Source organism: Bradyrhizobium sp. (assembly GCF_050014615.1).
Classification (GTDB): Bacteria; Pseudomonadota; Alphaproteobacteria; order Rhizobiales; family Xanthobacteraceae; genus Bradyrhizobium.
Genome location: NZ_JBEKCZ010000255.1, coordinates 1 through 6,969, shown reverse-complemented (window position 1 = coordinate 6,969; position 6,969 = coordinate 1). Strand labels below are relative to the sequence as shown.

Annotated in this window: 6 protein-coding genes; 1 reads left to right on the top strand and 5 read right to left on the bottom strand. The window is 60.7% G+C overall.

What is annotated here, in order from left to right:
- From ABR948_RS27030 to rpsL, 4 genes are all read right to left on the bottom strand, one after another.
- Positions 1–114 (bottom strand): GTP-binding protein (locus ABR948_RS27030; protein ID WP_428123913.1); only part of this gene is annotated, 114 nt, incomplete at its 3' end.
- Positions 115–153: 39 nt separating this feature from the next.
- Positions 154–2,226 carry an elongation factor G gene (gene fusA / locus ABR948_RS27025; RefSeq protein WP_428123911.1) on the bottom strand — a complete coding sequence of 691 codons (2,073 nt, stop codon included), beginning with the start codon at positions 2,224–2,226 and terminating at the stop codon, positions 154–156.
- A 31-nt stretch (positions 2,227–2,257) separates the two neighbouring features.
- Positions 2,258–2,728 (bottom strand): 30S ribosomal protein S7, encoded by a 471-nt coding sequence (gene rpsG / locus ABR948_RS27020; protein ID WP_428123908.1) that lies wholly within the window; start codon positions 2,726–2,728, stop codon positions 2,258–2,260.
- Between the two features lie 15 nt (positions 2,729–2,743).
- Positions 2,744–3,115, bottom strand: coding sequence for a 30S ribosomal protein S12 (rpsL, locus tag ABR948_RS27015; RefSeq protein ID WP_011473880.1), 372 nt, complete (start codon positions 3,113–3,115; stop codon positions 2,744–2,746).
- Between the two features lie 702 nt (positions 3,116–3,817).
- Here rpsL and ABR948_RS27010 point away from each other — a divergent pair.
- Positions 3,818–5,023, top strand: coding sequence for an FAD-dependent oxidoreductase (locus ABR948_RS27010; protein ID WP_428123904.1), 1,206 nt, complete (start codon positions 3,818–3,820; stop codon positions 5,021–5,023).
- Here the strand turns inward: ABR948_RS27010 and ABR948_RS27005 are convergent.
- A partial coding sequence (locus ABR948_RS27005; RefSeq protein ID WP_428123902.1) for an ABC transporter ATP-binding protein occupies positions 4,978–6,969 on the bottom strand: 1,992 nt, incomplete at its 5' end. The genes ABR948_RS27010 and ABR948_RS27005 overlap by 46 nt on opposite strands.

Below are 6,969 nucleotides of genomic sequence, written 5' to 3'. Positions count from 1 at the left end.
TTCCGCCAGCACCTTGGTGATCGCCGCCGTCAGCGACGTCTTGCCGTGGTCGACGTGACCGATCGTTCCGATGTTGCAATGCGGTTTATTACGTTCAAACTTTGCTTTGGCCATGACTCTCTCCGTTCAGTCGTTAACTGCCGCTAACGACAATCAGGCAAACTTCTTCTGGACTTCCGCCGACACATTCGCCGGCGCTTCCGCGTAGTGATCGAACTGCATTGTAAAGGTCGCGCGGCCCTGGCTCATCGAGCGCAGGTTGTTCACGTACCCGAACATGTTCATGAGCGGCACCATCGCATTGATGACGTTGGCATTGCCGCGCATGTCTTGACCCTGGATCTGGCCGCGCCGCGAATTCAGATCGCCGATGACGGAGCCGGTGTAATCTTCCGGCGTCACCACTTCGACCTTCATGATCGGCTCGAGCAGCACCGACTTGCCCTTTTGCAGCGCTTCGCGGAACGCCGCGCGCGATGCAATTTCGAAAGCCAGCGCCGAGGAGTCGACGTCGTGGTACTTGCCGTCAACGAGCTGAACCTTGACGTCGACCACCGGGAAGCCCGCGACCACGCCGGAGCCCAACACGCTGTTGAGGCCCTTTTCGACGCCGGGGATGAATTCCTTCGGCACCGCGCCGCCGACCACCTTGGATTCGAACTCGAAACCCTTGCCGGGTTCGTTCGGCTCGACCACGATCGACACTTCGGCGAACTGACCGGTACCGCCGGTCTGCTTCTTGTGGGTGTATTTGACTTCGGCGCGCTTGGTGATGCGCTCACGGAACGCCACCTGCGGCGCGCCGATATTGGCATCGACCTTGTAGGTCCGGCGCAGGATGTCGACCTTGATGTCGAGATGGAGCTCGCCCATGCCCTTGAGAATGGTCTGGCCGGACTCCAGATCGGTCGAAACCCGGAACGACGGATCTTCCGCGGCGAGCTTCGCCAGCGCGACGCCGAGCTTTTCCTGGTCGGCCTTCGACTTCGGCTCGATCGCGATCTCGATGACCGGCTCGGGGAATTCCATCTTTTCCAGAATCACCGGCTTGCTCGAATCGCACAGCGTGTCGCCGGTGCGGGCTTCCTTGAGGCCTGCAAGGGCGACGATGTCGCCGGCAAAGGCTTCCTTGATGTCTTCACGGTTGTTGGCATGCATCAGCAACATGCGGCCGATGCGCTCCTTGCGGTCGCGCGTCGAATTGATCACGCCGGTGCCTGACAACAACGTGCCGGAATAGATGCGGCAGAAGGTGATGGTGCCGACGAACGGATCGTCCATGATCTTGAACGCAAGCAGCGCCAGCGGCTCCTTGTCGTTCGGCAGCCGAACGACCTCGTTGCCGTCTTCGTCGACGCCCTTGATGGCGGGCACATCGACCGGCGACGGCAGATAATCCACCACCGCGTCGAGCAGCGGCTGCACGCCCTTGTTCTTGAACGCCGAGCCGCACAGCACCGGGAAGAACGCGCCGGTCAGCACGGCCTTGCGGATCATACGCTTCAAGGTCGGCTCATCGGGCTCGTTACCGTCGAGGTAAGCGGCGAGAACCTCGTCATCGAGCTCGACCGCGGACTCCAGCAGCTTCTCGCGATATTCCTTGGCCTTCTCGACCATATCCTCGGGAATATCGATATCCTTGAAATTGGCGCCGAGCGCCTCGTCTTCCCAGATCACGCCCTTCATGCGGACCAGATCGATCAGGCCCTTGAAGTTGTTCTCCGAGCCGATCGGCAGCTGAATCGCGATCGGCTTGGCGCCGAGACGGTCGACGATATCGTCGAGGCATTTATAGAAATCGGCGCCGGTCTTATCCATCTTGTTGGCGAAGACGATGCGCGGAACCCGGTACTTGTCGCCCTGACGCCAGACGGTTTCGGTCTGCGGCTCGACGCCCTGGTTGCTGTCGAGCACGCACACCGCGCCGTCGAGCACGCGCAGCGAACGCTCGACCTCGATCGTGAAGTCGACGTGGCCGGGGGTATCGATGATGTTCAGACGCTTGCCGTTCCAGAACGCGGTGGTCGCGGCGGAGGTGATGGTGATGCCACGCTCCTGCTCCTGCTCCATCCAGTCCATCGTCGCGGCACCTTCGTGCACTTCGCCGATTTTGTGGCTCTTGCCGGTATAATACAGGATGCGCTCGGTGGTCGTGGTCTTGCCGGCATCGATATGCGCCATGATACCGAAGTTACGGTAGTCCTCTATGGCATGAACGCGGGGCATGGGTTGTTCCTTAAAATCCGTTGTTTCGCCGTTACCAGCGATAGTGCGAGAAGGCGCGGTTGGCTTCCGCCATCCGGTGCACGTCTTCGCGCTTCTTGACGGCGTTTCCCCTGCCATTCGACGCGTCGAGCAACTCGGCCGAGAGCCGCTCCGTCATCGTCTTTTCGTTGCGCTCGCGCGCTGCGGTAATGATCCAGCGAATGCCGAGCGCCTGCCGGCGCACCGATCGAACCTCGACCGGCACCTGATAGGTGGCGCCGCCGACGCGGCGCGAACGCACTTCGATCGTCGGCATTACGTTTTCCAGCGCCTGCTCGAAAATCGGCAGCGGGCCCTGCTTGGTCTTGGTCTCGATCAGTTCGAGCGCGCCATAGACGATGCCCTCGGCGGCAGACTTCTTGCCGTCATACATGACCGAGTTCATGAACTTCGTAATGATGATGTTTCCGAACTTCGGATCCGGATTCACTTCACGTTTTTCAGCAGAATGGCGGCGCGACATCTGGTCTGTTCCCGATTATTTCGGACGCTTCGCGCCGTACTTCGAACGGCGCTGCTTGCGGTTCTTGACGCCCTGGGTATCGAGGACGCCGCGGAGAATGTGGTAGCGCACGCCGGGCAAATCCTTGACGCGGCCGCCGCGGATCATGACCACGGAATGTTCCTGAAGGTTATGGCCTTCACCGGGAATGTAGCCGATGACTTCGAAGCCATTGGTCAGACGCACCTTGGCGACCTTGCGGAGCGCCGAGTTCGGCTTCTTCGGGGTCGTGGTGTAGACGCGCGTGCAAACACCGCGCTTCTGCGGCGACTGCTGCAGCGCTGGCACCTTCTTGCGCGACTTCTGTACGACGCGTGGACTTGCGATCAGCTGGTTGATCGTCGGCATGTCAGCCTTCACCCTTTAGTTCACGCGAAACCGGGAAACGGCTCCGCAAAATTCGTTCGGGGCTACGGGCCCCACCCGGCCGCCTCTCGCGGCAAGATCCGCACAAGCGAAATCAAGCTCCGCGCAAAGCGAAATCGCGCCAACCGCTCATTGCTGAGCGGAAAGCGCTTCGACGCCACAGAGGACCGCGGTTATGACCGACCAGCGTTCGCTGATTGGTCTGCCACCGAGGTCATGCATCCGATCAATCTCGAGGGAACTTGCCCCCGAAAACCAAGACCGTCCTGGCATTGCCTAGCTATAATCGACAGCGTTTGAGCGTCATTCGTCGAGGTTGGTGCCCGTCCCGATTCCAGAAAAGCTTTTTCTGGAAATCGAATAAGGGTGATCCGTTCCGACGTAAGCGAAGCTCACCGCCTGTCGTTGAGTGCGCGGGTTCTATCGGCGCAGGATGGCCAAGTCAAGGCGAAACAACAACGAAAGAAGCACCTCTGCCAGCAGCAGAATCAGTGCCTCGCGACTGGTCGATAAGCCCCTCAAAAGCAAGCCTCGGCTGACCAGAAAATCGCCAAATGCATATTTTACCCGGGTAATATATAAAAACTGCCACTCTTCCAGGTCCCTCCAATACCGACCTTGAAGCTAAAGGTTTATTTGCCTTTCCCGGCGCAATGATGGGGCCATCCAGGATGGGATCGGCCCATGAGGTATACGGACATTGCCGTCGTCGGGGGCGGCCTCGCCGGCTCGACAACCGCCGCGATGCTCGGCCGCGCCGGTATTCCGGCCATCCTGATCGACCCGCATCCGGTCTATCCACCGGATTTTCGCGTCGAAAAACTCAGCGGCCATGAGCAAATCGAACGCTTCCGCAAGACCGGCCTCGCGGAAGCGACGCTGCAATCGGCGACGCTCGACAGCGAAAACTGGATTGCGCGATCGGGCTACCTGCTCGACAAGAAGCCCAGCCAGCAATACGGCATCCTCTACGACAGCCTGATCAACGCGATTCGGGCCCAGATTCCCGCCGACGTCGAATCGATCTACGCGAAGGTCACATCGATTTCGACCAGCGCCGAGCGGCAGAAACTCGTGCTGTCGAATGGCGAGGAAATCTCCGCGCGTCTCGTCGTGCTGGCCAACGGATTGAACGTCGGGCTGCGCCGCTGGCTCGGAATCGAACGCCGAATCGTCAGCGCGTGCCATTCGGTTTCAATCGGATTCAATCTGGTCCCGGTTGGCCGCCCGTCCTTTGATTTTCCGGCCCTCACCTATTTCTCGGAGCGGACCAGCGAACGGATTCCCTATCTGTCGCTGTTTCCGATCGGCGACACGATGCGGGCCAACCTGTTTGTCTATCGCCAGATCGACGATCCCTGGCTGCAGCAGATGCGGCGCGCACCGGAAGTCACGTTGAACGCGGCGATGCCGAGGCTTCGCCGCATCACGGGCGAGTTCGAAATCACCGGAGACATCAAGGTCCGTCCGGCCGACCTCTATGTCAGCTCGGGCCATCGCCAGCCCGGCGTCGTGCTGGTTGGCGATGCCTTTGAAACCACCTGCCCCGTCAGCGGAACCGGCACCGACAAGGTGTTCACGGACGTCGAGCGGCTCTGCAACGTCCATATTCCGGCATGGCTTGCGACCCAGGGCATGGCCGAGACCAAGATCGCGGCCTTCTACGACGATCCGGTCAAGACCGCATGCGACGCCTGGTCGATCGCCAAGGCCTATCATTTTCGCTCGGTGTCGATCGAGCGCGGCATTTACTGGCGCGCCCAGCGCTGGGCGCGGTTCCTGGCGTGGTTCGGTAAAGGCACGTGGCGGCGGCTCGGCCATCGGCTCGGCGCAGAACTGCGCGCTCAGTCCTCGTCGTCATCATCGTCGTCGCTGTCGCCATCGGCCTGATTGGCCGCATCATGCGGCGTGTGGCTCTGATCGTCCCAGAGCCTGCGATACATGCCGTTGGCGGCGAGCAGCTTGGCATGCGAGCCGCGTTCGATCGCCTTGCCGCCTGATATCACGATGATTTCGTCCATCTCGACCACCGAGGTCAGGCGGTGGGTCGAGAAGATCATGGTGCGGCCTTTGGCAAGCTTCAGCAGCGTCTTGTTGATCGCCGCTTCCGTGGTCTGATCGAGCGCCGAAGTCGCCTCATCCAGCAGCAGGACCGACGGATTGCGGACGATGGCGCGGGCAATCGCGATACGCTGGCGCTGCCCGCCCGACAGCGTATCGCCGCGCTCGCCGACCGAGGTGTCGTATTTTTGCGGAAGGCTCATGATGTAGCGATGGATTTCAGCCTTGCGCGCGGCCTGCTCGACCTCCTGGTCGGTCGCCCCCTCTTTGCCGAGGCGGATGTTTTCACGGATCGACATGTTGAACAGCATGTTTTCCTGGAACACCACCGCCATGCTCCGGCGCAGCGATTCGCGGGTTACCTTTCGGATATCGACGCCGTCGATGGTGACGCGCCCCTCATCCGGGACATAGAGGCGCAGGATCAGATTGAGCAGCGTGCTCTTGCCGGAACCGCTGGGGCCGACGATGGCGATGGTCTTGCCGACATTGAGTTTGAGACTGAGATTGTCGAGAACCGGCGATTGGCTGCCCTCGTACTGGAATGTCACACGATCGAAGGTGATGTCGTTGGTGATGCGCGGCAAATCCGGTGCGCCGGGACGATCGGCGCCGCGGGTCGGCTCGTCCAGCAATTCCTGAATGTGGCGCACCGCCGCCGCCGACTGGATCGACACCGGAATGAAATGCATCAGGTGGGCGATATTGTAGGACACTTCCCAGAACGCGCTTTCGAAGGTCACGAATGTCCCGATGGTGATCTGGCCCTTGGTGGCGAGATAGGCGCCAAGCGCCAGCACCACGAGGTGCAGCAACAGCACCGAAATCGTGACCGTGCGCTCGACCATGGTCGACAGAAACGCCGCAGCGGCGATTTTCCGGCGCGCGTCGTCATTGCGCATCGTGAACCAGCCCAGTGTGCGGCGCTGCAGGCTGAACGCCTTGACCACCGCCTGCGCGGCGATATTTTCCTGCACCATGCCGAGCAGCGCGGACTCATTGAGCTTCTGCTCGTAATTCGCCTGCACCGCCTTCGGCGTCAGGATTCGCGGACCAATCAGCGTGATCGGGAATACCAAGAGCGATACCGCGGCGAGCTGCCAGTTCAAAAACAGCATCAGAATGATGCCGGCGATCAATTCCATGAACGGCAGCGCCGCGCTGTTGGCGAAACTCTTGACCGATCCTTCGAACGCCGACAGGTCGATCGAGAAGCGCGACAGTATTTCGCCGCGCTTGGTGCGAGCGAAATACGCCGACGGTAAATTCTGGACATGTTCGAACAGCCGCGCGCGCACGTCTGAAATCAGCGATGCCGCGAGCTTGGCGTCCCATCGCTCATACCAGACCGCGACGATCGAGGTGACAATTCCCGCCACCGCCAGCACCGACAGAATCTCGACCAACGCCTCGAAATCCTCTTCACCCAGCGCATCGTCGATCAGGAATTTCAGGCTCAGCGGCATGATGACATTGAACAGCGTCTCGACCACCACGCCGAGGCCGACGACTGTCAGTATTTTCTTGTAGTTCCTGAGGAACGGTTTGACGAATGCATAGACCGTCGCCAGCGCGCCGGCGGCTTCCCTGGCGGTAAAGACGACGAGATCTTCGTCGTCGTCCTCGTCGTCCTCGTCCTCATCGTCGGGTTCTTCATCGTCGTCGTCATCATCATCTTCGTCGTCGCTGCGAGGAGATGGAGCGGCCGCCTTGTCACCGACACCGCGGCCGGTCGCGCCAGCACCAACGGCACGTTTCCCGACAAGTTTCTCGTC

Coding starts and splice junctions, on each gene's coding strand:
- fusA (WP_428123911.1), bottom strand. CDS start 2,226: ATGCCCCGCGTTCATGCCATAGAGGACTACCGTAACTTCGGTATCATG.
- rpsG (WP_428123908.1), bottom strand. CDS start 2,728: ATGTCGCGCCGCCATTCTGCTGAAAAACGTGAAGTGAATCCGGATCCG.
- rpsL (WP_011473880.1), bottom strand. CDS start 3,115: ATGCCGACGATCAACCAGCTGATCGCAAGTCCACGCGTCGTACAGAAG.
- ABR948_RS27010 (WP_428123904.1), top strand. CDS start 3,818: ATGAGGTATACGGACATTGCCGTCGTCGGGGGCGGCCTCGCCGGCTCG.